At 42.4% G+C, this 26,256-nt stretch carries 29 protein-coding genes; 10 read left to right on the top strand and 19 right to left on the bottom strand.

Features of this window, described 5'->3' with window-relative positions; translation table 11 throughout:
- Positions 1–2: 2 nt before the first annotated feature.
- From L6E24_RS06790 to L6E24_RS06770, 5 genes are read right to left on the bottom strand one after another with little or no spacing between them, the layout of a single operon-like run.
- Complete coding sequence (locus L6E24_RS06790; RefSeq protein ID WP_257743943.1) at positions 3–1,256, bottom strand: restriction endonuclease subunit S; 1,254 nt, start codon at positions 1,254–1,256, stop codon at positions 3–5.
- On the bottom strand, positions 1,246–2,298 hold the full coding sequence (locus L6E24_RS06785) for a virulence RhuM family protein (protein ID WP_257743942.1): 1,053 nt from the start codon (positions 2,296–2,298) through the stop codon (positions 1,246–1,248). Before L6E24_RS06785 ends, L6E24_RS06790 begins: the two co-directional genes overlap by 11 nt.
- Positions 2,298–3,176, bottom strand: coding sequence for a DNA damage-inducible protein D (gene dinD / locus L6E24_RS06780; RefSeq protein WP_257743941.1), 879 nt, complete (start codon positions 3,174–3,176; stop codon positions 2,298–2,300). Before dinD ends, L6E24_RS06785 begins: the two co-directional genes overlap by 1 nt.
- A 4-nt stretch (positions 3,177–3,180) precedes the next feature.
- A complete protein-coding gene (locus tag L6E24_RS06775; protein WP_257743940.1) occupies positions 3,181–4,704 on the bottom strand; it encodes a type I restriction-modification system subunit M in 1,524 nt (507 codons plus the stop codon).
- Positions 4,704–5,291 (bottom strand): restriction endonuclease subunit S, encoded by a 588-nt coding sequence (locus tag L6E24_RS06770; RefSeq protein WP_257743939.1) that lies wholly within the window; start codon positions 5,289–5,291, stop codon positions 4,704–4,706. The genes L6E24_RS06775 and L6E24_RS06770 overlap by 1 nt, the downstream gene beginning before the upstream one ends.
- Before the next feature lie 182 nt (positions 5,292–5,473).
- On the opposite strand from L6E24_RS06770, the gene L6E24_RS06765 reads away from it, so the two are divergent.
- Positions 5,474–5,956, top strand: coding sequence for a YkgJ family cysteine cluster protein (locus tag L6E24_RS06765; RefSeq protein ID WP_257743938.1), 483 nt, complete (start codon positions 5,474–5,476; stop codon positions 5,954–5,956).
- An 85-nt stretch (positions 5,957–6,041) separates the two neighbouring features.
- Here the strand turns inward: L6E24_RS06765 and L6E24_RS06760 are convergent, their stop codons facing one another.
- The 4 genes from L6E24_RS06760 to L6E24_RS06745 all read right to left on the bottom strand — a co-directional run bounded on the left by L6E24_RS06760 (position 6,042) and on the right by L6E24_RS06745 (position 8,410).
- Positions 6,042–6,587: a YqhA family protein gene (locus tag L6E24_RS06760; protein ID WP_257743937.1), complete on the bottom strand. Its 546-nt coding sequence runs from the start codon at positions 6,585–6,587 to the stop codon at positions 6,042–6,044.
- 152 nt (positions 6,588–6,739) lie between these two features.
- Entirely contained in the window at positions 6,740–7,348 is a 609-nt protein-coding gene (locus L6E24_RS06755) for a flavodoxin family protein (RefSeq protein ID WP_257743936.1), read from the bottom strand.
- A gap of 50 nt (positions 7,349–7,398) precedes the next feature.
- Complete coding sequence (locus L6E24_RS06750) at positions 7,399–8,145, bottom strand: class I SAM-dependent methyltransferase (protein WP_257743935.1); 747 nt, start codon at positions 8,143–8,145, stop codon at positions 7,399–7,401.
- Positions 8,146–8,230: 85 nt separating this feature from the next.
- Positions 8,231–8,410 (bottom strand): hypothetical protein, encoded by a 180-nt coding sequence (locus L6E24_RS06745; RefSeq protein WP_257743934.1) that lies wholly within the window; start codon positions 8,408–8,410, stop codon positions 8,231–8,233.
- 71 nt (positions 8,411–8,481) lie between these two features.
- Between L6E24_RS06745 and L6E24_RS06740 the strand changes: the two genes are divergently transcribed.
- The 4 genes from L6E24_RS06740 (at position 8,482) to L6E24_RS06725 (ending at position 12,982) form a co-directional block, all read left to right on the top strand.
- Entirely contained in the window at positions 8,482–9,705 is a 1,224-nt protein-coding gene (locus L6E24_RS06740) for a phosphoglycerate kinase (RefSeq protein WP_257743933.1), read from the top strand.
- A gap of 385 nt (positions 9,706–10,090) precedes the next feature.
- Entirely contained in the window at positions 10,091–11,902 is a 1,812-nt protein-coding gene (locus L6E24_RS06735; RefSeq protein ID WP_257743932.1) for a methyl-accepting chemotaxis protein, read from the top strand.
- A 139-nt stretch (positions 11,903–12,041) separates the two neighbouring features.
- The gene (locus L6E24_RS06730) at positions 12,042–12,431 is read left to right on the top strand and encodes a hypothetical protein (RefSeq protein WP_257743931.1); all 390 of its coding nucleotides are present in this window, start codon (positions 12,042–12,044) and stop codon (positions 12,429–12,431) included.
- Positions 12,432–12,493: 62 nt separating this feature from the next.
- Complete coding sequence (locus L6E24_RS06725) at positions 12,494–12,982, top strand: helix-turn-helix domain-containing protein (protein ID WP_257743930.1); 489 nt, start codon at positions 12,494–12,496, stop codon at positions 12,980–12,982.
- 150 nt (positions 12,983–13,132) lie between these two features.
- Here the strand turns inward: L6E24_RS06725 and L6E24_RS06720 are convergent, their stop codons facing one another.
- The 3 genes from L6E24_RS06720 to L6E24_RS06710 all read right to left on the bottom strand — a co-directional run bounded on the left by L6E24_RS06720 (position 13,133) and on the right by L6E24_RS06710 (position 16,079).
- A complete protein-coding gene (locus L6E24_RS06720) occupies positions 13,133–13,432 on the bottom strand; it encodes a YunC family protein (protein WP_257743929.1) in 300 nt (99 codons plus the stop codon).
- A gap of 146 nt (positions 13,433–13,578) precedes the next feature.
- Positions 13,579–14,709, bottom strand: a complete 1,131-nt coding sequence (locus L6E24_RS06715; protein WP_257743928.1) for an ATP-NAD kinase family protein — start codon at positions 14,707–14,709, stop codon at positions 13,579–13,581.
- 8 nt (positions 14,710–14,717) lie between these two features.
- On the bottom strand, positions 14,718–16,079 hold the full coding sequence (locus L6E24_RS06710) for a TrpB-like pyridoxal phosphate-dependent enzyme (RefSeq protein WP_257743927.1): 1,362 nt from the start codon (positions 16,077–16,079) through the stop codon (positions 14,718–14,720).
- A 101-nt stretch (positions 16,080–16,180) separates the two neighbouring features.
- On the opposite strand from L6E24_RS06710, the gene L6E24_RS06705 reads away from it, so the two are divergent.
- The 5 genes from L6E24_RS06705 to L6E24_RS06685 all read left to right on the top strand — a co-directional run bounded on the left by L6E24_RS06705 (position 16,181) and on the right by L6E24_RS06685 (position 19,974).
- Positions 16,181–17,482: a DNA methyltransferase gene (locus L6E24_RS06705; protein WP_257743926.1), complete on the top strand. Its 1,302-nt coding sequence runs from the start codon at positions 16,181–16,183 to the stop codon at positions 17,480–17,482.
- A gap of 40 nt (positions 17,483–17,522) precedes the next feature.
- Positions 17,523–18,371 (top strand): hypothetical protein, encoded by an 849-nt coding sequence (locus L6E24_RS06700; RefSeq protein ID WP_257743925.1) that lies wholly within the window; start codon positions 17,523–17,525, stop codon positions 18,369–18,371.
- Positions 18,372–18,474: 103 nt separating this feature from the next.
- The gene (locus L6E24_RS06695) at positions 18,475–18,885 is read left to right on the top strand and encodes a GerW family sporulation protein (RefSeq protein WP_257743924.1); all 411 of its coding nucleotides are present in this window, start codon (positions 18,475–18,477) and stop codon (positions 18,883–18,885) included.
- Positions 18,886–18,928: 43 nt separating this feature from the next.
- Positions 18,929–19,678, top strand: a complete 750-nt coding sequence (locus tag L6E24_RS06690) for a DUF2953 domain-containing protein (RefSeq protein ID WP_257743923.1) — start codon at positions 18,929–18,931, stop codon at positions 19,676–19,678.
- 17 nt (positions 19,679–19,695) lie between these two features.
- Positions 19,696–19,974, top strand: coding sequence for a hypothetical protein (locus L6E24_RS06685; protein ID WP_257743922.1), 279 nt, complete (start codon positions 19,696–19,698; stop codon positions 19,972–19,974).
- A gap of 55 nt (positions 19,975–20,029) precedes the next feature.
- On the opposite strand, the gene L6E24_RS06680 is transcribed toward L6E24_RS06685, so the two are convergent.
- The 7 genes from L6E24_RS06680 to L6E24_RS06650 all read right to left on the bottom strand — a co-directional run bounded on the left by L6E24_RS06680 (position 20,030) and on the right by L6E24_RS06650 (position 26,152).
- Positions 20,030–21,196 (bottom strand): ABC transporter permease, encoded by a 1,167-nt coding sequence (locus tag L6E24_RS06680; protein ID WP_257743921.1) that lies wholly within the window; start codon positions 21,194–21,196, stop codon positions 20,030–20,032.
- Positions 21,193–21,870 carry an ABC transporter ATP-binding protein gene (locus L6E24_RS06675; RefSeq protein WP_257743920.1) on the bottom strand — a complete coding sequence of 226 codons (678 nt, stop codon included), beginning with the start codon at positions 21,868–21,870 and terminating at the stop codon, positions 21,193–21,195. The genes L6E24_RS06680 and L6E24_RS06675 overlap by 4 nt, the downstream gene beginning before the upstream one ends.
- 32 nt (positions 21,871–21,902) lie before the next feature.
- Positions 21,903–23,066 carry a COG1361 family protein gene (locus L6E24_RS06670; RefSeq protein ID WP_257743919.1) on the bottom strand — a complete coding sequence of 388 codons (1,164 nt, stop codon included), beginning with the start codon at positions 23,064–23,066 and terminating at the stop codon, positions 21,903–21,905.
- Between the two features lie 9 nt (positions 23,067–23,075).
- Positions 23,076–23,714: a Yip1 family protein gene (locus tag L6E24_RS06665; protein WP_257743918.1), complete on the bottom strand. Its 639-nt coding sequence runs from the start codon at positions 23,712–23,714 to the stop codon at positions 23,076–23,078.
- Positions 23,715–23,829: 115 nt separating this feature from the next.
- On the bottom strand, positions 23,830–24,840 hold the full coding sequence (locus L6E24_RS06660; RefSeq protein WP_257743917.1) for an arsenate reductase/protein-tyrosine-phosphatase family protein: 1,011 nt from the start codon (positions 24,838–24,840) through the stop codon (positions 23,830–23,832).
- 70 nt (positions 24,841–24,910) lie between these two features.
- Positions 24,911–25,321 (bottom strand): arsenate reductase/protein-tyrosine-phosphatase family protein, encoded by a 411-nt coding sequence (locus L6E24_RS06655; RefSeq protein WP_257743916.1) that lies wholly within the window; start codon positions 25,319–25,321, stop codon positions 24,911–24,913.
- 99 nt (positions 25,322–25,420) lie between these two features.
- Positions 25,421–26,152 carry a small multi-drug export protein gene (locus tag L6E24_RS06650; RefSeq protein ID WP_257743915.1) on the bottom strand — a complete coding sequence of 244 codons (732 nt, stop codon included), beginning with the start codon at positions 26,150–26,152 and terminating at the stop codon, positions 25,421–25,423.
- Positions 26,153–26,256 lie beyond the last annotated feature (104 nt).

Raw genomic sequence — 26,256 nt, 5'->3', positions numbered from 1 at the left:
AGTTACGCTCCTTTATATTGATTTAAAATTTCACTTTTCACCCGCCATTCTCCGGTCAGCAGTTTCTGCATTAGCCCCCTCTTCTGTTCTTTATACTTCTCTGCCAGTTTTTTCAGGAGGTCAATTTCCTGCTGTGCTGTTGACAATGTTTCTGCTATCTGCTGCTGTTCGGGTAATGATGGAAGAGGCATTTTGATTTCACAGAAGTTAGAGTATTTAAGATTCCATGTGTCTGATGTCAAACCTTGTGAGTACCGGTAAAAACGGTGAATCATAAATGGTGTCTTGAATAAATAAGATATAAACTGTGGTGAAAGTTTTTTACCGGGAATACAAACTGTGTATGCTGGACTGATAATTCCCTCAAACATTGAAAGAGCTGAAACCCCTTGCCACATCCTCATTGTATTGTAACCGATGTCTCCGGGACAAATTCTCAGGTACTTGGATTTGTCTTTATTGGATGTGTCTTTACGGTTAGTATTTTCTCTAGGTATAATGCCCTCATTTTCTGTAATTGCCAACAGTGGCAGGTCATCTCTTTTGGATTCTTTGCGTTCACTGAAGAGAAATTTCATTTTTAATTCTTCCCATTTTCCATTAACTGTTGGAATATAAATTAAGTCATTTATCAGTTTTTTAAAAACATTTCCTTTCGCTTCAATCAGCCGTTCGGTCTTTTCTATTGCATCATCCCAGGTGGAGAGGAGATCTGCAATGGCTTTCTGTTCGGGGATTGGGGGGAGGAGAACTGGTAAATTTCCCAGATCATTTTGATCAATTGTTGTCATTGTTGCAACCTTTGAATGGCGAATGAAATATTTTCTCGCATGGAAAGATTTGCAAAAATGAAACAGGTAGAATGGATCAATAATTTCTTCATCTGGCCGAATTCTCATAATGTGGCATTCATAAATTATGTCATCAGGTATTTCGGTAAAAATATTGCAATGGGCTATACCTTCAGCCTTCAGTGAAGATCTTGTGAAGAATAAATCTCCTTTTTTTACCTTGTATCTTTCAAATTCTTTTTCAGATATGTTTAGTAAGCTAAGTCCTGATGCATTTATGTGAGGTTCATTATACAGGTTCTTAACATTAATCAGCTTATAACCATTTCCTGTTTTATTAGGATCATTAAATGCACCGTTAGATATTCTAATTGAAGTTAAGTCTTTGAGTTTTTTTATCTCCCACATCTCCGCATAATCTGCCATTATGTCTTTGTCTGGCTGTTTAAGGAGACTATTGTTCATTTAATTCCCCGTGTTTCTTTGACAAATGCTTAATCATCCGGTCAAAGTCAGATTCAATATTCTGTTTCCTGTTGAACTTTTCATACTCCTCAGTTGCCTTTTCTTCGGCTTTTTTCCTGGAAATCTTACCATAATCCTCAAGAATTCTGAATTCGTTGAAGTCAAGAAATTTATCAACGCTTCCTGCAAAACTCTCCATTGTAATTGTGGTCCGCTTTTCAATGATATTTTCAATATAATCAAAAAAACCTGAGACTGTTCTCTCAAGCCGTTTTATTTCTTCTTCAGAGAGGTAGTTTTTGCCCACCGTAATATCGGACTTAAGCACCCGGCCATCCGGAGCATTTTTGTAGGTTTTAAGTCCCATAAGCGGTTTTTCTGCATCTGCTTTGAGATATACTGTCTCAGCGGCAGTATGCCCGGTGATAGCGAAATGAAATTTATCCTGGACATGAGCGTAAAACTGCTTTGTCGTATCTGATCCTGGTTCATAATCAATGCTGCATTCTGCAAAAATGTCTGTAATCTGCTGATAAATTCTCCGCTCACTTGCCCGGATAGACCGGACACGCTCAAGCAGTTCCCTGAAATAGTCCTTCCCAAAGTAATGACCATTCTTGAGCCGGTCATCATCCATCACAAAGCCTTTGATGATAAACTCTTTGAGCAGTTTTGTTGCCCAGATCCTAAATTGCGTTGCTTTGGATGAATTGACACGATAGCCTACGGATATGACTGCGTCAAGGTTGTAATATTCAAGCTTTCTTTTAACATTGCGATTACCCTCTTTTTGAACTGTTTCCAAAATGGAAATAGTTGAATTTCTATCAAGCTCACCGCTTTCATAAATATTATCCAGGTGTTTTGATATCGCCGGAACACCAACACCAAATAACTCAGCAATCTTCTTCTGCGGCAGCCAGATTGTTTCGTCATGAAGGAAAACTTCAACTTTAACCTCACCGTCAGGAGATGTATATAACAAAAACTCAGTAGGGTTATCGCGGCTTGCAGGAATAATTCCATTCTTCCCTTTAGCCATTATCTCTCCTCTTTTGCTGAATGTCCGGAATTAACCATCTTTGTATTCGGAGATTTCGCCTTCTTTTCCAGCTTTTTCAGGTTTTTATCAGGCGTAGGGAGGTTTTCAGGCATAGTTCCGCCAAGTTCTTCAATTGTCTGGCGCACCTTGCTGCCGACTTCAAGATGTGTCCTGTTGGCGTTATTTTTTCCCCGGATCTCTTCCCTGCGTATCTTTTCGTCGGTCTGTGTTGCACGGAAGAGATTGGCTGCAAGTTCAGTGCTGCCCATATTGTCAAGGATCTTCTGGTTCTTCTTCAGTTGTTTTCTCTTATGAATCGCTTTGGCATCCAGTCCGCCATAAAGTCCCCTGTACCCGTGGTTCTGAAAAACAGCAAAGTCCATCCCGGAAACAACACCGGCCTGCTGTGCTGCCTCCATGAGCTGTTTGTTGTGCTCACGCATCTCGGAACGAAGAAACAACCGTTTTTCCTCCTCTTTAAGGCGCTGAAAAGCCTCATCATCAGCCAGTTCCTGCCTTCGTGTCTGAATGGCAAAATATGTCTGGCCATTGGCAATAACCGGTTTTGACGGATCTCCGTTCTGAACAATCAGGTAGCAGGCATAGCGTGAGAGAGCGTATGAGTCCATTTTTCTTTCAGCGCCTGAACCTATCCTGACCATCTCGTGCATCTCCACGAAATGGTCTTTTACATTCTGGCCACTATTTACGCAGGCCTTTTTTGCTTTCTCAATCACCGGCTGAAAATTCCGGAACTCTGCATATTCTAAAACTCTGGATAACCGACGTGCCATCCAGAATTCACTCCCATCAGGATCTGTCTGTTTCATCTCCTCAAAAGTCAGATGGTGCTTTTTTTCAATGTTTTCTGAGTTCATCTGATCATCTCCGGATCTCATCAAGTTTATGGGCCATCTTCAGACGGATTTCACCGAGTTCTTTTTCAAGTTCATCAATCTCCATCTGAACTGCATCTATGTCAATCTCCTCCTCCTCTTCAAAGGTGTCCACATAGCGGGGAATGTTGAGGTTGAAGTCATTCTCTTCAATCTCTTCCATATTGGCAACATGAGCGTATTTTTCCACATCTGTGCGGTCATAGTATGTCTTAACAATCCTGTCCAGTTGTAAATCTGAGAGTGAATTCTGGTTTTTTCCGGAGATATACTCAGAACTTGCGTCAATAAATAATACATCTCGTCTGTTCTCATTATCTCCGCCTCTTTCACGGCTGCGGTCAAAGACTAAGATTGCAACCGGAATGCTGGTAGTCGGAAAGAGGTTTGCAGGCAGGCCAATTACTGCATCAAGGAGGTTCTCCTCGATCATTTTCCGACGGATTTTTCCTTCCTTTGCTGAACGGAATAATACGCCGTGTGGGACAACTACGGCAACACGGCCCTCCTTATTGAGTGCCGCTTCTATCATGTGGCTTATAAACGCCCAGTCGCCCTTGCTCTTCGGAGGAATGCCGCGCCAGAAGCGGTTGAATATGTCAGTTTCAGCTACGTCAGCACCCCATTTATCCAGACTGAACGGAGGATTGGCAACAACAACATTAAACTTCATCAGGCGGTCACCATCGACCAGGGCGGGGTTTGTCAGAGTATTGCACCATTCAATTCTTGCCCCGTCAGCGTTATGAAGGAACATATTCATCCGTGCAAGTGCCCAGGTGCTGCCGTTAACCTCCATACCAAAGAGAGCATAATTGTCACTTCCAACCTCTCTTCCGGCTTCAATCAACAGTCCCCCGGAACCACAGGAAGGATCGCAGATCCTGTCGCCATCTTTTGGCTTTGCAAGTTTAGCAATAAGCTTTGATACTGCGTGTGGTGTGTAAAATTCCCCAGCCTTCTTTCCTGCATCGGATGCAAATTTCTCAATCAGATATATGTATGTATTTCCGATCACATCTTCTGAGACATTGCCCGGGCTCATATCCAGTTGTGGTTTATTAAAATCCTCAAGCAGGGTCTTCAGCCGGCGGTTTCTCTCTTTTGTCCTGCCAAGGTTGGATTCACTGTTAAAGTCTATATTCCGGAATACGCCCTCCAGTTTTGACCTGTTTTTGTCTTCAACAGCGACAAGGGCTTCATTTATCAGTTCTCCGATATTATTCTCATTGCGCCTTTTATACAGGGTGTAGAAGTTGGATTCTTCCGGAAGTACAAATCTCTCACGTTCAAGTCTTCGGAGGATTCTTTCTTTATCATCTCCGAATTTTTCTTTATACTCCCGGTAATGCTGATTCCATACATCGGATATGTATTTTAAAAATAATGTGACGAGAATGTAGTCCTTATACTGTGCAGGATCAACTACTCCTCTGAATGTATCGCATGCTGCCCAGGCTGCGTCATTGATGTCCTTTTGTTCTATTTTGAAATCTGAATTATATGCCATTATGCTTCACCCTTCATTGTTCTCTCTAAAATCGCCAGGCTGATCTTTTCTCTCTTCTCTGAAAGTTTTTCAGATGTCCTTCTCTCCCTTTTAATCAGTTCAGAGAATTCTACAAAACCTTTTTGTTTCTTAAGTTCCGGAATAAATACGGGTAATTCTGAAAGTGTGGAGATACTTATCATCATAACAACAGAGCCCCTCCTGTTGTTTGCATAGTACGCCTGTGATGGTCTCTGATTTAAGAACCAGTTTAAGTATTCTGGTAAAACCTGTTCTCTGTCATTTACTTCTATTTTCATAAGCGGGGAGGCAAAGACTGCTTCTTCAGTTTCCTCTTCGATGATTGCAGAGCAGGTATCCGGCCCGCGTGAGCGAAAAAGGATATCTCCTTTATTCACCCTGTGTTTATCACTGACATCAAAAGGAGACAGTCTCAGGCAGTTGTTGTAATCTATTGTGCTGTCCGGAAGAATGTCTCTGTTTTGTATGATGCAGACAGTGCCCGAGCTGTCATGCTCAAGTTTCCTTCTGAATGGCCGGCCCAGATTGAGAGATGCTATATCTTTCAGTCTTGTGGTGTGTGTCATTGTATTGTATATTGGTTACAACAGTATAAATGTCTATCTCTAAAGAATGGTGTTGTATGCGTTTTACAATTGCTGCGCCTTGTAGTTTGTTCTGACAAAAGAGTGACTGTGCTCATATCCGGATTGCAAAAATATGTTGGATATATCAATTGTCTGATATAATATACTATTCAGGATTAAATATGTCATTTTACTGTCAGCAGTGCGGGGAGTGCTGCTCATGCCTTGGACTTGTCCTTGTAATTATTGAGCAGACCGGAGAATATGAGTTTAAAATCCGGAATGAGTACACAAACGAGGAGCACCACGTAATCGTTGATGAGGACAAAAGGCATCTCTTTTCAGACAGAAGCATATTTGATAAAGAACCATGTGCCTGCCCTTTTCTCAGGGCAGATCCGGAGAACAACCGCGTCTGCTGCACAGTCCATGCAACAAGAACTGAAATGTGCAAAAGCTATTCCTGCTGGAGAATTCTGATTCTTGACAAAAACGGGAAGAGGGCCGGCAGGGTGATGGAAGATCGTTACTTCTCGGCGGAGACATCCGAACTTGAGAAATTCCGGCAGGAAGAAATAAAGGACATAAGAGAACCTGACACAAAAAAATGGGACAGAATCATCATAGATAAATTAAGAAAAGCCGGGTATACTGTCAGGACGTGAAAATTTGGTCTGACTGACAGTTTAACTTCATTTCGGGCTGCATATCAAACAAATAAAAAATTTATTTGTATGGACAATTTCCGGATTAATAGTTATGCTTCCCAAGGAAGTAAACCCCTATACATATTACACAGATGGAAACTGCCATACTGAGCATATCCATGGCATTAGTCATTTCCATAGATAATATCCTCTGGAAGAAGTTTACAATCAGGACCATGATTATGACCTTGATTATCTTGTTCTTGAGATCATCGAGATTCTTAACCTCAAGAATGCTTGCAAATCCCCCGCATTTTCTTGCGATATCAAGTTCGGATATAAACAGTTCATATGTTCCAAAGCTGAATATCAGCAGGACAAGACCAATCAGGTAAAAGTCAATTGCTCCAATCAGGCCAACAAGTATGGATTCATGACTTACATGGCCGGATGTGATAGAAACACTCTCGATAATTATATCAAGAATTTCCTTTGAACCGATAATGAAGAGAACAATGGCACTGAGTGCGCCGAATATCACTCCCAAAATTACGACATACCTGAGGCTCCAGAGGAATTTTTCAAATGTTTTCTCTATTGTCCCCTGCTCTTTTTTGTCTGTAATTCTGTTTTCTGTATTTTGACTCATATTAGATCCTTATTTCAGATAATCTCTGGATCTTAAATATCAGTCCTTAAGGATAATAAAAATTGACTTTGATGATAATAATTCCGGAAATATTTCCGGCTGACAGCAGTGTTCACCTGGAGGATTTTGCAGTCCCTGATTCCGGAATTAATTCAGATTATTTCCTCTTCTTCTTCCTCTTTTCCGTCTGAATTTATCTTCCTCAAAAGCCAGGCCATATTTTTTCCAAGCTCCTGCATCGTTAAAAGGCCCTCTTCATCCTTCAGTACATCCCCTTCATCAAGTCCGATTCCAAGATTCCAGTAAGATGACCCGACAGTAAACATACTGCTTATTCCAAAGAAGTGGTTTATTGTATCGTAGGCATGCACTGCACCGGCCCGTCTTACAGCAACTACAGCAGCCCCTGCTTTTCTTCTGAAAAGACCTCCGTTTGCTGTGCCGACAAAACCAGCTCTATCAATAAGAGCTTTTGTTTCAGCTGAAACATCTGCAAAATATGTGGGTGATCCTATGATTATCCCGTCTGCATCAGCCATCTTTTCAATACAATTATTGATAAAATCGTCATCGAAGACACATTTGCAGTCCTGGTTCTCAAAGCACTTCATACAGGCTGTGCATCCGTGAAATTTCTTTCCGGCAATCTGCACAATCTCTGTCTCTATACCTTCATCATTCAGGGTTTTTTCAACCTCTTTTAGTAAAATTCCTGTATTGCCCTTCTTCCTCGGACTTCCGTTAAACATTACAACTTTCATTTAGAATCCTCCCCTTCTGATTTATCGAATTTTTACAAAATCCCATCTCTTCACTCTATTTTTTCTGCAATAAAGAATGCATATCCATATTCATTGCTGTATTTTCTAAATATTTCAATCTCTGACAGAATAAAGTCAAGTATCTCTTCCTCCTCTTTATCGTGTTTCTCTCCCTTAAGTTTCATAACCTTCTTCTCAAGCGGGATGTAGTAATCCTTCAGCCATGCAGAATCCGGCAGCCTGAATTTTTTGACGTTCTTAAATCCGGCTGATTCGAGAATATGGCATATTTCCTCCTCATTTTTCATGCCCGGATATCCATTAAGCCAGAACTCCTCAGCTACAGCTGTTCGTTCTTCTGTGATCCAGACAGCTTCAGTAAATGCAATTTTTCCGCCCGGTTTAAGAAGGCTTTTCCATTTGCTTACTGCTTCTTCAACTCCAAGTATGAAAATAGACCCTTCAGCCCAGAGAATATCAAATATTTCCTCTTTGAAGTCCAGTTCATCCATAGAGGTACAGATTGTTTTTATTTTCTCTTCAACCCCCTCTTTCTCAGCCCTTTCTTCCAGTTCATCAAGGAAAGGCTGATAAATATCAATTGCAGTTATCATACAGTCGCTGCATAGTTTTGCAAGTGCAATGGTTTGCATACCGTTTCCACAGCCAATATCAATAATTTCCGTTTTTCCCGGAGGGGGTGCTGTCAGAGCAAATGCTTTTGCCGTGCAACTGTTATCTCCCGGCCCCTGCCGGGGCAGGCCTTCATATATACTGAAGAAATATGAATCGTCCATATCTACTAATTTTTCTCAGGCAATACAATCTTTGTGGTAAAAAGATCGGGTGGTCCTATCTTCAGGGCCGTCAGTTGAGATATATTTATGCATTCTCTGTTATGAAAAGTGTATGACCGTATTCTGAGCTGTGTTTTCTGAGGATGAAATTAAGAATCTCTTCCTCTTCACTTTTCAGTATCCCTTCTTTTAATTTCATCATCTTTTTTTCAAGCGGTATATAGTAGTCATTTATCCGGGGTGCTGATCCTGAATATTCCGGCACAGGAAGAAAACCAATATTTCAGTGCCGCACCAATATATGTAATAATAGTTATTCTCCGGTGGCGGGCAAGTATGAAATTCGGTACATTCAATGATCTTGATACACTCAAAGGGACAGCACTTCTTCGTGTGGATTTCAATTCACCAATAGATCCTGCTTCCGGCCTGATTCTTGATGATAAAAGGTTCAGGGAGCATTTACCTACTGTAAGGGCGCTTGAGGATGCAAAGTGTGTAATTCTCGCACATCAGAGCAGGCCGGGAAAAAAGGATTTTACTACTCTTAGTGCCCACGCTGATAAGCTTGAGAAGCTTATTGGCAGGCATGTAAAGTATATAGATGACATATTCGGCCGGTGCGCAAGGGACGCTGTACAAAGAATGGATGCCGGTGATGTTCTTATGCTTGAAAATATCAGGTTCAGTTCTGAAGAGATCCTTAAACTTTCAGGGCCTGAAGCTGCACAGACTCATCTTGTCAGGAGCCTCTCTTCGATGGGCGACTATTTTGTAAATGATGCATTCGGCACTGCTCACAGGTCACAGCCCTCAATTGTCGGCCTTCCGTTTGCCATGAAATCTGTTGCCGGAATTCTGATGGAAAAGGAAGTTAAGACTCTTTCAAGAGTCTTTACTGATGCACCATCTCCTGTAACCTTTGTACTTGGCGGAACAAAGGTGGATGACTCTCTGGATGTAGCAAAAAATGTCCTTGATTCAGGAATTGCCGATCAGGTTATGGCCGTCGGCGTTGTTGCAAATGTCTTCTTATTTGCAAAAGGGATAAATGTCGGAAAACCTGCAATGGAGCTTATACGAAAACTTGGCTATATATCAGAGATTGAGAAAGCAAAGGAGATCCTCTCTGCACATGAGGATAAGGTTATAATTCCTGATAATGTGGCAGTCCGGGAAGAAGGAATCAGAGCTGAATATCCGGTGGACAAAATCCCGCAGGATCTGCCTGTTCTTGACCTCGGCATAGATTCACTTGCGGAGTTTACCGGAATAATCAAAAATTCCGGCACTGTTGTATTTAATGGTCCTGCCGGGGTTTTTGAAGAGGAGATCTTCTCAACCGGAACTTTTGAACTGTTAAGGGCATCTGCTGAGGCGGAGTTTTCGGTTGTCGGCGGAGGTCATACGGCAGTTGTTGTTGAATCACTTGGTATTAATGATAAATTCAGCCATATCTCAACCGGAGGCGGGGCCTGTATTGAGTTTTTAACCGGAAAAAAACTGCCCGCAGTTGTTGCCCTTGAGGAGTCCTGGCAGATATTCGGGAATAAAAATTAATTCCGTATTTTAAATCTGAAGAGATCCTGACGTTTTTTTATATTTATCTCTCTGTTTTTCACCTGTTCTCTCCATAATGCCGGATCTGGCATTTAACTATATATTCTATTTATTATTATGTAGTTTGGTTAATATATCTGTAATTCTTAATGACACTATTAAAGCTGAAATTTGATTTATATTTAATCTCCGGATTTTGTGAATATGGTCCTTCCCTATGTTTCGTTAAGTTATCCTTTAATGAATAAATGCGGCATTTTAAAATTACTGCAAATTTTAAAGTCATATGCTTAAGGAGAACAAGCTTGATTATTGAGAGTTACATAAATTGACTATAATCCGGGTTTTGAGACAAATGCAGTTGAAATATTTTAGATGATGTCATATGAAATTTGAAGGACTTAGGGAGCTGCTCAGTGCAGATGAGAAGGTGGAGACAAAACTTGAAACGCTTGCATATCAGTATAATGAAAGACTGAAGGAGCAGGCCCTTGTAAACGGAATATCTGCAATACTTTTTGACAGAACTCTTGAGAGGGAATATATTCTCAGAAATGTGGTTGATATGATCCCGCCCGGATGGCAGTATCCCGAAATTACGGTTGCGAGATTCAGGTATAAGGATATTGATATCAGAAGTCCGGGGTACAGGGAAACTCCCTGGATTCAGAGTGTTGAATTTACCGATTCTGACGGAATCTCCGGCACTCTTGATGTGCTCTATCTTGAAGAGAAGGTGGAGAATTATGAAGGGCCTTTTCTTAAAGAGGAGAGAAACCTGATCAATGTTATCGGGAGCCTTCTTCCGGCATCGATGAATATCTTCAACCAGAAGGATGCCAATGCCCGTGCAATTGAGGACATCCTGTATATCAGTGATAATATCAGGAAAGGAGACATCAGGGGAAGAATTGAAGCTTCGTGGCATAAAGGTGAATTAAAGAAGGTCGTATCCGGTGTCAATGATGTCCTCGATGAATACGGGCTTTTCTTTAAGGAGCTTATGAAGATCTTTGAGAGCTATTCGGAGTGCGACTTCAGTGTTGTGATGGACAGGGAGAATAAGTTTCAGGGTGATTTTCTCCTGCTTAAAAACAGTGTCAATAAAGCCGGAGATGAGATTGGTAAAACAATTAATGAGATCGGGAGGATATCCCAGGAATTTGAGAGAAATAACTTCCGGGCAAGAGTTGATGAGAACCTCGATTTTAAAGGGGATATGGCTGTCATTAAAAATAGCCTCAACACTGTCGGCGAGTCCTTTTCAGGGGTTGTCTCAGATGTCTCTGAGTCGGTTTCAAAGATTGATAATAACTGTGCAGAGGTGAGCAGAAGTTCGGATGATGTCTATAAGACATCGGAGAAGGTGGCCACATCATGTTCGGGAGCCGCTCAGCTTACCGGAAAATTATACGGAAAAATTGAGAATATTAATAACCGGATCTCTGATCTATCAGCTTCAAATGAGGAGATCGCCTCAACCTCGAATGAAGTGTATAAAAAGACTAATCTGGTTGTAGAAACGGGCCGCAAAGCACAGTTCGCCGGAGATCTCTCTAAAAATAAAATGAATGCCGTGGAATCCATTGCAAAGGAGAGTGAGGATGAGATAAATTCACTATTCGGGCAGATTAATGAAGTCTCAAATGTGCTGAAGCTGATCAATAATATTACCGGGCAGATCAATCTCCTTGCTCTTAATGCAGCCATTGAAGCCGCAAGGGCCGGTGAACACGGCAGGGGCTTTGCAGTCGTTGCCGGTGAGGTCAAAAATCTCGCCGCTGAAGCAAGGTCGGCAACGGACAGTATCGAAAAGGTGGTCTCAGTTGTCCAGGTTTCAGGTGAAAAGACTGTTTCCTTCATTAAAAAATCCAATGAAGAGATACATGAGAGTGTCAATAGTGTAAATGAGGCAATTGACGGGCTGAATGATATCATCCTCAGTGCTGAAGAAGTGAATGAAGACATCCGTAATATTGTGACAGCGATTGAAGATCAGGCAGATATTGCGAATAATATTGTAAGGGATACTGATGAGGGAACAACCCTCACAAAGGAAGTAAATGATGTAATGGATGAACTTGCAGCCCTTGCAGAGGAGACAAATGCCTCAATTGAGGAGATTGGAAGTGCAATCCATGAAGTTACAGATCTCGCAGGATTTTTGAATGAGAATATGGATAAATATGCCATATGAAAGAGATCTGTAATATTCTATTGACTGAGATCATCCGGCTCTCTGTGTATAACCTGAAGGTTATAACGGTTAATCTCCGGCATATAATTCATTTATTTAATCCAAATTCCAATTACACACTGAGAGCTTTATGGTGATTATGATGAAGAAAGCCGGCTTAAATGGGGTACAATGCCTGGAGGTAAAGAAGGGCGTAACTTTTGGCGCAGTTGAAGAGTCCTTCCGGTCCGCATCACTCCTCTCCGTCACTGAACCACTGGCTTATGAAAAAGACGGACTCTGTGAGTGTGGAGATAGTGAAATACTTGAGATTCGGTCTCCCGATGAACTTTCAACGATGGGGGATATGCTCACAGTCGCCGGAATCGAAGGCCGGGATGCCGTGACACTTAGGCTGCATTTTAATAAAGCATCCAAATATGTTAAATCCGGAAACATCAGGGGTTTTGAGGCAGAGGCAGAACTTTTCTATCTGGAATTTGATCACCTCTATAATGATGAAACAGAGTGCATCTTTCACTGCTACTGAGGAGGGGTAATTTTCCCCAAAGTAAATTTTTTTAAATAATGTGGTACTACTGTATTAATCATATGTTTTCCAGAAAAATATTTCATTATGACTTTAAGACCGTCCTTGAAGATGAATTAAAGAGAACAGGGATGTCTATAAAAGATCTCTCTGAGAAGGCAGGTATTCCTTCTGCAACGATATATAAAATTACATCCGGAGAACGTGATCCGAGATTTTCAACAATAAAGGCAATTTGTGCTGCATTTGAACCTTCAGGCGGGGAGTTTGTGGCAGTAATCGGTGCAAAATTTCTTCTGGATGATATTGATACAAAAAGCATCACTGCTGCGGGAAAGGAGTACAGGATAAAGGGCTATCCGTCATACTCTCTGGAGGAATGTATCGTCTCCGCCGTTAAAGCCGAGAAGGACGGTGCAGGCGGTATTGTCTGTGCACCGGTTCTGGCCTCACTTGTCGAGAGAATTGTTGACATTCCGGTTGTGATTATGAAACCCGGAAATAAGGCCATGACTGACTCGATAAAGTCACTTGAAAATAGACTGGAATAATTTATTCGCACAGAAAATCCGGGATTTACACCCGTCTTTTTGCCTCAGTGCAGTAGAATATTTCCCGGCAGCAATAACTGCTGTCCCTAATCCGGCTGTTATTCCCTCTCAGTTTTATCTTTTTTTATGTCTCTGCCGGCAGGAATATTTTCAGATCAGCTTTTCTATGGCTTCTCTGCCTGACATGCCTTCAGTTATGCCTTTCTCCTTTGCAAATTTGTTTGCAAGGGCAATCTCACCGTTTAAGAGATCTTCTGTATTTTTAACGGAATTTCCTGATGGCTTCACCTTTGCTGCTGCATATGAGAACTTTTCAAGCGCTATGACATCAAAAGCACCACATCCGATAAGCCCTTTATCGTTCTTTGCAAATACGAGATTTACATCTCCAATCGGTATCTCAAAGCATTCGACTTCTTTTCCGGATATTTCTATCTTTGATTCTGTCATCTGTTAATATCCTCTCTTAATATAATTTAATCTGTCTCCTATGAAACATTTGTTTCATCTGCCATCTGTGAACCCGCAGGTTCATGAATGACTTTTTTATCTGTTTTTGAAGGAGGTTTGATCTGTAAGCGGACAGCAGTGACTGACTAATGTATCAGGGGTATTCTTCTTGCAGCCGCATATCCGCATATCACCTGGATGCTCTCCCCAAAACTATTATCGGCATAAGAGTCTCCGGTGTCGATGTAGAGTCTGGGAGTCATCTCCAGTTTGGCGGGCGTTGCGATGACGATTACGTTTCTGCTCCCTGCTTTCTTAAGCACTTCCGGAGAGAACTGCTGGTTTCCCCTGCCGAAAATAAAGCCCTGTGCTCCTATGGGGCTTACAATTATCTTTACCCTCTCATATTCATCAAGAAGTTCAAGAATGTCCTTCTCAGATAGATCTCTTTTTATGATCTCTCCTTCGTACATGGCATCAACTCCAAGAAGGGTGCATTCCCCTTCAGCAGAACTGCACAGGGATTTTGCAGTTGAACCTGCACCTATCAGGCAGAGTGTTTTTCTGGCGAAAAGTGAGGTTAAAAATCCGGAAATTTCATTCTGAGCATCTTTTTCGTTCCCGGAAGAAGGCATCTTTGAACTCTGGGTCATATCAGGAATCGTGGGTGTTTTTGCGATCCCGAAGAGTTTTAGTTCCAGTTTTCCTGCCCGGTATTTATCCTCGTCAATGTCAAGAACTTCTGCTGAAATGTAAGCCGTTTTTTCAGGGTTGTTGATGATATTTGCAGCCGCAGCCGGACTCCGGGCAAAAATTCCGGAGTACATCTTTACCCCGGAAGGAATGCCAAGCACAGGTATCTCCTCTCCCGTAACTGATATCACATCCTGTGCAGTGCCGTCCCCTCCGCAGAATACTATCAGATCTGCCCCTTCCTTTTTAAACTGCCTGCATGACTCTTTTGTATCATCGGCAGAACTCTTCTCTTCCGGTATGTGGACTATCCTTATATTTTCAGTTCCGCTTATCCTGAGTGCATTCTCCCCCATATCACCTCCGGCAGTGAGGAATTCAGCACCTTCCCTTCTAAGCTTATGGGTGTCCAGAGCCTCTAAAAAAACCTTTGCCCGCTTATATGCCATAGGTTCTGCACCAAGGCTTACTGCTGCATCAGCCATCCCGTCTGTGCCTTTTAGTGCCACCCTGCCGCCCATCCCGGCGACAGGGTTTATGACAAACCCAATCTTTCTCATTATCTCTTTTTTTGGAGTTATCATTCCGGTCTTCAGACCTCAACCTTTGGCAGGTCGCCAAGTGATTCCTTTATCAGTTCAGCAGGATATTCATAATCATGAAGTTTTCCTGCGAGGAATGCCTGGTATGATGAGAGATCAAAGTGCCCGTGTCCACTGAGGTTAAACACTATGGTCTTCTCCTCACCGTTCTTTCTGCACTCAATGGCTTTATCAACAGCTGCTTTTATGGCATGTGCGGACTCCGGTGCGGGAATTATTCCTTCACATCCTGCAAACATAACTGCCGCTTCAAAGACCTCATTCTGGTGATATGAGATTGCGTTTATGTACCCGTCTGCATGTAGTTTTGATACCAGTGGAGACATTCCGTGGTACCTCAGCCCGCCTGAATGGATTGCCGGCGGGATAAAGCCGTGGCCCAGAGTGTACATCATCATTATCGGTGTAAGGCCTGCCACATCACCGAAGTCATAGGCGTACAGCCCTTTTGTGAGGGTCGGGCATGCAGAAGGCTCAACTGCTACGATTTCGGTATCTCTTTCCTTGCCGGAGATCTGATCTCTTATATACGGGAATGCAATTCCGGCAAAATTCGATCCGCCGCCTGCGCATGCGATTACTACATCGGCCTTCTCTTCCGCAATTTCAAGCTGCTTCTGTGTCTCCTGTCCGATGACTGTCTGGTGAAGACATACGTGGTTTAAGACCGAACCAAGTGCATAGTTGGTATTGTCATGCTTTGCAGCGTCTTCAACCGCTTCAGATATGGCAATGCCCAGACTTCCGGCTGTATCCGGATTTTTCTTCAGCACTGCCCTTCCGGCATCTGTCATATCTGTCGGGCTTGGATAGCACTGCGCTCCCCAGGTCTCCATCATTATTTTTCTGTAGGGTTTCTGGTCATAGCTGCCCCTGACCATATAGACCATGCACTCAAGGCCGAAGATCTGTGTTGCATATGCAAGTGAAGACCCCCATTGTCCTGCCCCGGTTTCAGTTGAAATTCTCTCAATGCCCTGCTTTGCATTGTAATATACCTGTGCAATGGCGGTATTGGCTTTATGAGATCCCGGCGGGCTTAATCCCTCGTATTTGAAGTATATCTTTGCTGTTGTCTTCAGTTTCTCCTCAAGTCTTTTTGCACGGTAGAGTGGGCTTGGCCTGTACTGGGTGAGAATATCTCTGACTTCATCCGGAATATCAATATATTTCTTTGTGCTCATCTCCTGCCTGATAAGCTCTTCTGCAAAGATCGGCTTTAAGTCATCCGGCCCTACCGGCTTCATCGTTGCAGGATTTATCGGTGGTTTTGGGATATTTAGCATATCCGCCTGAATGTTATACCATTGTTTTGGTATCTCATTCTCATCAAGAATGATGCGTGATTTCATACTAAGTTGTATGATCCTGTATATATTTATACATTGCTGAGCTTATATTTCTGGAAGTTGGAGTTATAATGATTCTATATATGGTGCAATACTGTAGCAGAATGCCATTAATTAATTCAGCCACTGAGTTTCGCGAATATATAACAGATTTTATTTTTTCAGAATATTGGAGCCGCAGCTGCGGAATAGATCAGGAGCTGATAATCTCTGAAGATGTGGCCGGAAATGAAGCCCGCAGTACAGCTGTCAGTTCTTCGGCCATAAATCCCGAAATTCCGGTTTACACAAATGAATTCTGGACCTCAAAGCAGAGAGCGGCATCGAGGCTTCATGAAATATCATACCGGGCATGCTTTAAGCCGCAGCTTCCCGGATTTTTTATAAAAATCCTGACAGATGAGGGTGATTTAGTGTATGATCCCTTTACAGGGCGTGGCACTACCATAATAGAGGCAGCACTTCTCGGAAGAAATGTTCTCTCCAATGATATCAGTCCGTTAAGCAGAATAATATGTGAACCACGGATGAATCCGCCTTCTGTCGCAGAGATCACAGAGAGGATGAATTCAGTACCCTATGACTACAACCTCTCACCTGATATTGATCTCTCTATGTTTTATGATGAAAGGACAGCATCAGAGATTATGTCACTGAAAAATTACCTTGATGAAAGGAAAAATTCCGGGGATGAGGATCATACTGACCGTTGGATAAGAATGGTCGCAACAAACCGTCTCACCGGTCATTCTCCCGGTTTTTTCTCGGTATATACCCTGCCGCCAAACCAGGCAGTGCTGCCGGAGAGGCAGATCAAAATAAATGATAAGAGGGGTCAGTCTCCGGAATACAGGGATACAAGAGAGCTGGTTAAAAAAAAGAGCAGGTCACTCCTGAAGGATATTGGTGATAAGGCCCTTGTTAACCTGAGATCAGCAGGAGAAAATGCAGTATTTCTGAATGAGGATGCGGCAGAGACATCCCATATAGATGATGAGAGCATCAGCCTGACAGTAACTTCCCCTCCGTTTCTTGACATTGTTAATTACCGCGATGACAACTGGCTGAGATGCTGGTTTAACTCTCTTGATGCACAGTCCATAGGGAAAAAGATCACGATGGCACGTACTGCCTCAGAATGGTCATCCCGTATGCAGGATGTATTTCATGAACTTTTCCGGATAACAAAACCGGGAGGTTGGGTTGCCTTTGAAGTCGGTGAGGTCAGAAAAGGTAAGATTCGTCTTGATGATTATATAGTTCCTGTCGGGATCAATGCCGGATTTGAGTGTGCCGGAGTTTTGATTAATGAGCAGAACTTTACCAAGACCTCTAACATCTGGGGAGTGAGCAATAAAAAGAGAGGGACAAATACAAACCGGATTGTTGTATTCAGAAAATCCTGAATGAGAATAGTGATATATTGTCCGGAACTAATTTTTGGTAATGGGGAATATGGTGAATCTGCTGGTCTTTGTAATTTCAAGCCTCGTGGTTTTTTCTGTTATTGTCACATGCGGATGTGTGAATCCTGCCGGTGAATGTCCGGATGATATTGCCGACCGGAATGCTGCACTCTCAGAACTGATGGCTTTTCAGGGGGATGTCAGTACTGACCTTAAAGCTCTTGGCAGTATAACAGAGGACTGCGGCAGAAAGGTCGCGGAAGATGGGGGCGATGAGAGATCTGTAACTGAATTCTTTGATAAAATTGTTGCAGAAAATCCTGCTGTTTATACTGTGGTCTATATCGACAGTTCCGGGACTGTAAAAATAAATAATTCCGGTGCAGGCGGGAATATTTCCGGCATGAATCTGCTCTCACAGTCAAGTGTGAGGGAGCAGACTGAGATAAAAGTGCCCATGCTGACTGATAGTTTTATCCTCCATGACAAAACCCATGCTTCTGCTCTTTATTATCCGGTATTTGATTCTGAAGGGAGATACAGAGGTTTTGTCAGCCTCTCTTTCCTTCCGTCTGAACTGGTACGTGAGAGTGCAGAAAATTTAAATCTGCGTACCGGATTTTCAGCTATGGCTGCGCAGCCCGGAGGGCTTATTTTATACGATCCAGATCCTGAAGAGGTTGGTAAGGAAACATTTGGAAATCCTGAATATGAGGATTTTCCGGAGATATTAATCTTTGCCCGGCTGTACTCGGAAGAGTGGTCCGGCAGTTATGAGTACAGCTTCTATGATACGGGATTTGATAAGAAGATCAGGAAAGAGGCCTTCTGGACGACAGTTGATATGTGGGATAATAACTGGAGGGTTTTTGTCATCCGGGACCTCTAAGGCAGTAGATAATCCGGTTATAATCCGGGAATTCCTGCAACCCTTTATTTTTTATATTATTACAGTTATTACTCAATAGTAACAGAATATGAGGTATTAAAATATGGATGCAGATAATCTATTTGAAAAAGCACTTGCGGAGATTGACCGTCTTGTAAATGCAGGCACTGTTATGGGAGATCCTGTTGAGATGGGTGACAGGGTAATTGTCCCTGTTGCAGCATTTGGGTTCGGATTTGGTGCCGGTGCAGGCGGAAGTGAGAGTAACGGGGGTGCGGGTACTGGTGCCGGTGGCGGAGTCTCACCTGTAGCCCTGGTAGTTATCGAGAAGAATGTCAGCGGACCTGAGGGAATAAGGGTAGTTCCGTTAAGAAAGCCCGGAGTTGTCACCGAGGCAATTACCGCAGTCGGTGAGGACATCCTTCCCAAAGTGGTTGAAATCATAAAAAAAGAGATGGGAAAGGAAGAGGAGAAAGAGAAGGCAGAGGTATCAGAAGAAAATCCGGAAGAGTAGTTCTCCGGATAGTTCTGATGCAGGCCGCTAAACTTCCAAAACAATGATTCTACAGATCATTTTTCTTTTTCTGCTGATAGTACTTTTAACTGCGGTTCTGCACATTTTCCTGCTCCCTGTACATATCGGGCTTAAGGGTGGTTATCCGGTAAAGTCCGGCATTGTTTTTGATCTCCGCTGGGGTATTGGAATGATCTCCGGCGAAGTGAAGGATGATCTTCTTACAGTCAGGCTGTACGGATTGAAGGTATTCAGACGACCTTTAAGCGATCTCAAAGATAAAAATTCCAAAGAAAAAGCAAAGAAAGATTCCGGAAAGGCTGAGGATACCAAAGATCTGCCGGCAGAGGATAAAACAGATTATCTGAAGATTATATGTTTTATCAGGGATAATCTCCTGACAGGGGAATTTGGTTCTCTTCTCAGGCAGATTGATTTTGAAAGGTTCCATACGGACATTACCGTTGGTCTTGATGATCCGGTTGCAACCGGAAAGATCTATGGATATCTGATGGCAGTCAGCGGGTACCTGTATTCACACAGATATCTCTCTTTAAATGTATATTCACGTTTTGACAGGCCGGCATTTGAGATTTACTGTGACGGGCGCATCAGGGTTTGCAGAATTTACAGAATAATGATCTTTGCGGTGAAGATGTACAGGAGACTGAAGGCAGCAGGCCTTATCGGTAAACGGGATGATAGCAGGGATACATCGTCAGGTAATAAGGATGACATTTCAAAGGTCAAAGGTGCTGAATCGTCCTTAACCGGGCATAATAATCCTGTTTGATTTTTAGGGTGCTATGAATGAGAAGTTCAGTAAAAATCACTTCCGGAAATATCTCCGGGAAATCAGTTTTAATTGGTGGGGTAAGAATTATTCCGCTTGTGAGTACGCAGGTGATCTCAGGTAATTCATTTGTTCACGCAGATGTCAGTCCTGAGTTTCTGCTCTTTGCTGTGCAGGGGAAATATTATTACTTTGATCTGGGTGGGAATTGTGGGGATATTGATGATAAATGTCTGAATGACTTTATTCTGTCTGCCGGTTCATCATCCCCTGATAAAAAGCCGGGTGATGAGTGAAATATATCCTGGCAGTTTATCTCTCATTTTAAGCCCATGTATGTATTGTCTGAGGCTACTCAAATCTGAGTGCCTCAATCGGGTTTAAGTTTGCGGCTTTCCATGCCGGATAAAGTCCTGATATAAGGCTTGTTGCCAATCCAAATATCATTCCGAACGGGATATATATCAGTGTGCTGGGTTCAAAGAAGTATGAGGTTTCCTGGAGCATAAAAAGAATTATCAGATATCCTCCGGCAATGCTGAATACAGCACCTAATCCCGATCCCAGCAGTCCGAGAATGAGGGCTTCATACAGAAATGTCTTCATAACCTCTCTTCTTCTTGTGCCTATACTCCTGATGATTCCAATCTCCTTGATTCTCTCTGTAACCGACATCATCTGGACGTTGAAGATTGAAACTCCGGCTACAATCAGTGAAATTCCCCCAATTGCGGTTGTGAATGCCGAAATTTTGCCGAAGGTGTCAAGGATTACCTCAAGTATGGCTTTTGTGTCAAAGACATCGACAACATCATCTCTTTTGTTCATCTTATTGTCAATGTCTTCTTTTACTATATCAATATCATCAAGATCTTTGACTTTTACAATTACGAAATTAAAGTCATCCTGCTCGTAAATTGATGAAAATGCCTTTTCTGATATGATAAAAGAATTGTCAGGGTTTATATCAAATCCCATCCCTCTCTCTTCAAGAATACCGGCAATTCTGAAGCTGTCGTCCCCTATTTTGACACGACTTCCGACTTTAAGGTTATAGTCGTCTGAAACTTTTGAGCCGGCAAGTGCGCCCGATGACCCTTTAAGCCATTGCCCGTCTGTAAGATGGAGGAGTTTTTCAGCATCGTCTTCGTACATCCCGTATATAGATGATATTGTCTCCTCATTGCCGATATATACCCTGTCAGCTGTTGAATGCACAGGTATGACATCATTTGAACCTGCTGCCCTTTTGATATCCTTTAAATCCCTTTCAGTGATGTACTCCTTTACAGATGCTGAGCCCGGCCCCTGCTGTACGCCTCCGTGTGGGTAAACCACTACCGAATCCCCTACGTCAGATAGTGATTCTGAGACCGAGAGTACAAGACTGTTTCCAAGCATTCCCATTGAGGCTATTGCAGCTACACCTATTACTATGCCGATTATTGCGAGAAGGGATCTCAGCAAGTGAAGCCTGGTACTTCTCTTTGCAAATTCAAAGAAAATAGCAGTACTCATATGATCACGCCGTCCTCTATTCTGATTGTCCTGTGGGCATACTCTGCTGTGTTTGAGTCGTGTGTAACCATGATTACCGTTTTTCCGGCTTTATTTAACTCATTTAATAGGTCCATAACCTGTTTTCCGGTCTTTGAGTCCAGATTTCCGGTAGGTTCATCGCAGAGCAGTATCTTTGGATCATTGACCAGTGCCCTTGCAATGGCAACCCTCTGCTGCTGTCCGCCGGAAAGTTCGGTTGGCTTGTGGTGAATCAGATTGTCTGTCAGACCTACCTTGTCGAGAAGGGCCTCGCATCTGCCTTCTTTATCTGAATGGCGGTATTTCAGGATGTACGGATATTCTACATTCTCTTTTACGGTCAGCAGGGGAATGAGATTGAACTGCTGGAAGATGAAGCCTATGGTATCCCTTCTGAGATCAGTAAGTTCATCATCAGTTAATTTTTTTACATTTATTCCGTCTATGTAAAGTTCTCCGCAGGTTGGGACATCAAGTGAGCCGACCATATTAAGGAGTGTTGATTTTCCTGATCCTGAAGGCCCCATAATTGCTATGAAATCACCCTGAAAGATCTCCAGTGTGATCCCGTCAAGCGCCCTCACCTCTCCAAAGGGAAGTTCATATATTTTTTTGACATCTTCAAGTTTTATTACCGGAGATGTAGTATTCACAGTTTATTCCTCCGGAAAATGTGAATTCATGATTATTTTTTCCATGTATGATATATTATCCCGCCGACTGCAGCGATAACCACGACTATCAGTATTATTATCACAACCGGCATTCCTTCATCGCCTGAGCCTGTGGTTTTTGCATTTGACGATGTGTATGAGTCAGTTTTAACCGGAAATTCCTTTGAATAACTGTTTCCGTCCTCGTCTTTGTATTCTACAATCAGAGGTATCTCTCCGGGTTCATCGGTCTCAAATGTAACTTCAAAGCTTGAAAAGTCATCAGGTTCAAGTTCGCCCACTACATACAGTCTGTTAGGCTCTGTTGGTTTTGCCGGGCTTTTGGTGGTCACAATCACTGATTTGGCAATTTTAAGGCCTGCATTTGTTACATCTCCTGCAATGTACTGTATCCCGTCCCTGTATCCGGACTCTATATTGTTTATTACCGGATCTGCATCCTTCTTTCCTGTTCCTGGATTCAAATCGAGGGTTTTGACAGATTCATGGTTGTTTATTCCGTTTCTGTACTCTGCGATGAACTGCACCTCGCCTTCAGAGTATGGTGTCATCTCAAAGGTTACTTCCTTGTTTTTGTTGGCTTCAAGTTCACCAACAAAATAGCTGTTCTGTGTGAATTCTGCGGAGTCGCTTACAGGCCGTACAACAACGCCGGTTACTCTGTTGTCACGGGGATTGCCTATGGAGAGTTTTATTGTGGATTCCACGTCTTTTTTGTACTCATCCGGTTCGCTGACTACCGATATCTCAATTGGTGTGCTCTGCACTGTTACAGGTATGAGATATGAGAGGCTTCCTCCGGATGAGAAGTCTATGTAAAATTTCGGGTAATAAATTCCGTCAGGTGCTGCTGCTTTGACTGAGAATGTAAATTCCCTTGATGTGGCCGGGCCGATTGCGCCGACTGTATCGTATGACCGTTCATTAATCAGGAGAAGATCCTCAGAGAATAGTGTTACTCTTCTGATGTCCACCGGAGATGTGCCGGAGTTTGTAACTTTTACAGTGATAATGCCTGTATCATACTGCATCAGTGCTTCAGGTTCAACGGTGTATGATGCTATGGATATGTGTGTTGCATCTTCATTTAATACAGCAGATGCCGGTGTGAGCAGCAATGCACATAATATCAGTGCAGCTACGATTATTCCTTTTATTGAGATGTATTTTTTCATGTTATGCTCCTACATTCCTATAAGCGGCAGATCAAATATAATAATATATATGATTACTGGCAGAAGGACAGTTATTACCGATTTTTTGAAGTCAAGCTTTCTGCATTTCATTACTCCAAAGATCCAGATATTTGCACTCCATAGCAGGAATATAATTCCAATAAATGCAGCTGCAATCATCATCGGATCTGCCATAAGGGTCTGGGTGTATGCCTCTATCTGTGTGGGATCTGTTATTGGTCTGATGTCGAGGCCGGACATATAATATACAGTTATTATTGCGCTGAATATGCCTCCGATTATCTGTGGCACTGAACCGTATCCGGTTATCTCCATCATTCGTTTAAATGAACCCTCTCCTTTCAGAAGGGACGATATAACAAAGAAAACCACCGACCATAACAGCCAGATAATATATGTCATAATGACAGCGCCTACAAATCCGATAACAGGCAGAATTCCGGCCATGAACTGTGCTTCGGCAGGCAGGAGGCCTGCTGATTTCTGGGACACAATCGCCGCGGAAATCCCGGAGATGAGGCCCAGAATGCTGATGACTAAAAAGGGTTTGCCAAGGCTTTCAGGCTGATTACATAAGCCGTCAAAGAAGCTCTTTGGTGAAAGAATAATTTCCTTTATCGGTATCATACCGCTTATTATGACTGCACGACATTATAAATATTGCAGATGCCACTTATACCGGATATGACAGATGTTGTTGTATGTGGGTTTATTTATTTGCCTGAATGTTTCTGTTTTGTCTTTAATCTCTGAAATCAGCCGCTTTTTTTACTGCAAGTCTGAGCACTGATTCCGGTATATTCTCGTATATCCTGCTGCATGGTGCATCTGAACGGCTGCCGCCACAGTCCGCACATGCCATTCCACAGTATTTTGACGGATCGGGAAGCGGGACAAAATCCTCTATCGGCCTGCTGTTTATCAGAAGAAGGCTTTTAGTTCTGTTCTCATCTTCCGGTCTCTCTTCGTATCTTATCTCAAAGCCCTGATTTTTCATCATGGTACTTATGTCCCTTACCACTTCGCTTAAGCTTCTGCCTGTATCCGGAGAGCGGAAAGGTGGTTTTAATGGGTCATCGGGTACGAAAACAGTTACTGTAATCAGCCTGCATTTATGATTTTCGGGATTATTGTTGTAATTCAGATCATTACTTTTATCATTGATATTGTTATTTACGTTGTCACTATTATTGTTGTAATTCAGATCATTATTTTTATCATTGATATTGTTATTTACGTTGTCACTATTATTGTTGTAATTCAGATCATTATTTTTATCATCTATATTTATGTTATTATTGCCGATATTATTGTTATTATTCATCCCATTGTCTCCGGAAAATTCCTTATCTGTCCACTCTTTTATCTCGTCCCTTACTTCTCTGAACCCTTTCAGGATGTCATCGTCTGAACCTGAGAAGAGATAGGGATCAGGGAATTTCTTCTCGGTTATATCTTCTGAAGCTGGCAGTTCATGATCTTTTGGGTTATAATCGCATGATATTACAACTCTGTCAAATCTCATATTCCGGTATTCTGATACCGGCAGAGGAGTTTTTCCGGAGATATCAATGCCGATCTCCCTTAACACTGCTGTTGTATGTGGATTTACTGAATCTGTCGGGTTTAACCCTGCACTGAATGCCTCGTACCTGTCACCATACAAATTATTCAGTAATCCTTCAGCTATCTGTGATCTTCCTGCATTGTGGTTGCAGATAAATAATACCTTCTTCTTCATTTTTTTCTCCATTATTTAACCTTCTGAAATGGATTTTAAATTGTGAATTGTGGATTATTCCGGAAATTTGTGCTTTAAATTGTTAATTAAATAGGGGGTCAGTCTCAAACATATTGATCAGGATGTCAGTGAGTCTGGAATAGGCTGAAACCGGATCAATGCTTTTTCCGGGCGGGAGTGAGACAAACCGGCATTCTGTTATGTCAGATACAGGCAGATATTCTGCTCTTAAATAGGCATTCTCACAGAGGAATACTATCAGACTGTACTTTCTGTCAGATATTTGGCCTATGGATTTGGATTTAAGGTACAATGTCTCAATCCCTCTCATATTAAGGGCTGAAATGGCATATGGATCGACCCCTCCGGGTATTAGTCCTGCACTTTCAGCATGAAATCTCTCTGAATATCTGCTGTTTATTATGGCCTCAGCTATCTGTGACCTCACTGAATTATATGTGCAGATGAATAATATCCTTCGTTTTTTTGCCATAATTTCCGGTAACAACTTTCTGTTATGTGTTTTTTAATCCACAATCTGCCTGCATACGAGTGATTTTCCGGTTATTTCTGCGGCCCTTCCATTTTATTCCTATTTTTCCTGCCCGGAATCTGATGTCTGCTGGTGGTGATGGTGTGGTTTTTTTGACCGGAGTTTTGCATCATGCTTCCTGTAGATCAAAAATCCGGCAACAGCTGCCAGTACAATTCCGACAATAACTAATATTCCGGTTGTGAAATCCGTAGCAAAAATATCTTTTATATACTCCGTTCCAAGAGCGATTATTGTGCAGCCGAGAAGCGATCCGGTTATTACGGCAATCATTACTTTGACCGGTGGAATGCCAATCATTCTGCCGACTATTGGTGTTGATACTCCGCCCGTGCCCTGCATCGGTATCATTACAAATATTGCAAGCCCTATGGTTGAAAGCCTCTCAATATATCTGTGCTTCTCAAAAAATCCTTCTCCTGCTTCCATAAAGGATTTCATGTAACGATCCCCAAGAACCGGTATCTTCAGCGCAAGGTCAAAGTTCAGCACCATGAAGAATGACGACAATATATCCATCAGGGCCACTGAAAATGCAATGAGCCACCAGGGAATTCCCATCGCAATTCCAAGTGGTATTACTGATTCCTTTCCTGCCGGAGGAACAAAATAGACGAACATCAGCCCGGCAAGTGTGAGAAATTCGCCATAGGGCATTGAGATGTATAATCCGCCTACATAGGCGATGCCTAATATAAAGGGAAGAAAAAACCTCAGTAATATCATCAGGTGTCCGGATAATTTTTTAACCGGGATCTCTTCTTCAGTCATTTCAATAATTATGATTGTTAAAACCTGATAAAATCAGGGTATATTCCGGTTGCCAAAAGAGGAATATATGTTATATTATTTTAAATTCCGGGAAACCCGCATTG

It is taken from the genome of Methanoplanus endosymbiosus (assembly GCF_024662215.1).
Taxonomy (GTDB): Archaea; Halobacteriota; Methanomicrobia; order Methanomicrobiales; family Methanomicrobiaceae; genus Methanoplanus; species Methanoplanus endosymbiosus.
The sequence above is the reverse complement of the archived record's forward strand: the minus strand, read 5'-3'. Positions and strand labels throughout refer to the sequence as shown.